This window comes from Streptomyces flavovariabilis (assembly GCF_000725785.1).
Classification (GTDB): domain Bacteria; phylum Actinomycetota; class Actinomycetes; order Streptomycetales; family Streptomycetaceae; genus Streptomyces; species Streptomyces hawaiiensis.
In genome coordinates this window covers 1-993 of sequence record NZ_JNXD01000079.1, presented here as the reverse complement: position 1 = coordinate 993, position 993 = coordinate 1, and the positions used below count along the sequence as shown (strand labels likewise).

Genomic DNA, 993 nt, shown 5'->3' with positions numbered 1-993 from the left:
CGAGCCAGGCGACGGCGCGTTCGACCGGGGGGCGCCAGCGTCGGTATTCGGTCTGCCAGCCGGGGTCGGTGGCGGCCTGGCGGCGGGCGGCTGTCTGGAGGTCGTGGTGCGGTCGGATGGTCAGGATGCGTCCGGCTCTGGCTTTGGTGCACTGCTCGCGCAGGTGGCATCCGGTGCATAAGGTGCCGAAGATGGCTTTGCGTTGGTGGTGCTGTCCGCCGGGGTCGGACAGGGCGACGGTGTGTCCGGCCGGGCAGGTCACGAGGGCGGCTGTGGTGTCGATGGTGAAGTCGTCGAGGGTGAAGCCGCCGGGGACGGCGGGCCGCAGCGGGGCGGGCTTGATGAACAGCTGGTGCCCGGCCTCGTGGAGGGTCTGGCGGGCATCGCCGGTGGAGTAGGCGGTGTCGCCGAAGGCATCGAGCGGGGTGTCCTCGTCGGCAAGCAGTTCCAGGCCGACCGCGGCCTCGTGGTGCTCGGGCCCGGCGCCGGGTCTGAGGGCGACGGCGGTGTATAAGCCGGTCTCGGGCTCGATGGCCAGGTGGGCCTTGAAGCCGTCCTGCTGGTGGCTGCGGGTCTTGTGGACATGGCGTGCTTCGGGATCGACGGTGGAGACCATCCGGTTCGGGGCGGTGCCCCGGGTGATGCGCCAGCGGCCGTCACGGCCGTCGGAGTCCTCGGCGGGCTCGACGTCCTGGCCGGCGACCAGGGCGAGGATGCCCACCGCGTTGGCCGCCCTTTCGCCGAGCTGCTGGCCGGGCAGGTGGCCCACGCAGGGCATCTGTGACCAGCGCGTCGACCAGCTCGGCTCGGGCCTGCTCGTCGTTCCAGGCGATGCGGGGCTTGCCCGGGTCGGTGTAGTCGTGCGCGCTGCACCGGGCGGCGGCGACCGCGTCTGCGCCGGGGACCTCGCGGATCACCGCGCGGACGGCGGCGATGATCTGGGTGACGGTGTCCTGGGTGGCGACCGCGTCGTCCAGCACGCTGGAGTCCAGC

1 pseudogene is annotated in these 993 nt (G+C 72.6%); it reads right to left on the bottom strand.

Going from position 1 to position 993, the window contains the following annotated elements:
* Positions 1-993, bottom strand: a pseudogene (locus tag IO24_RS41760) (transposase); the annotation flags it as partial.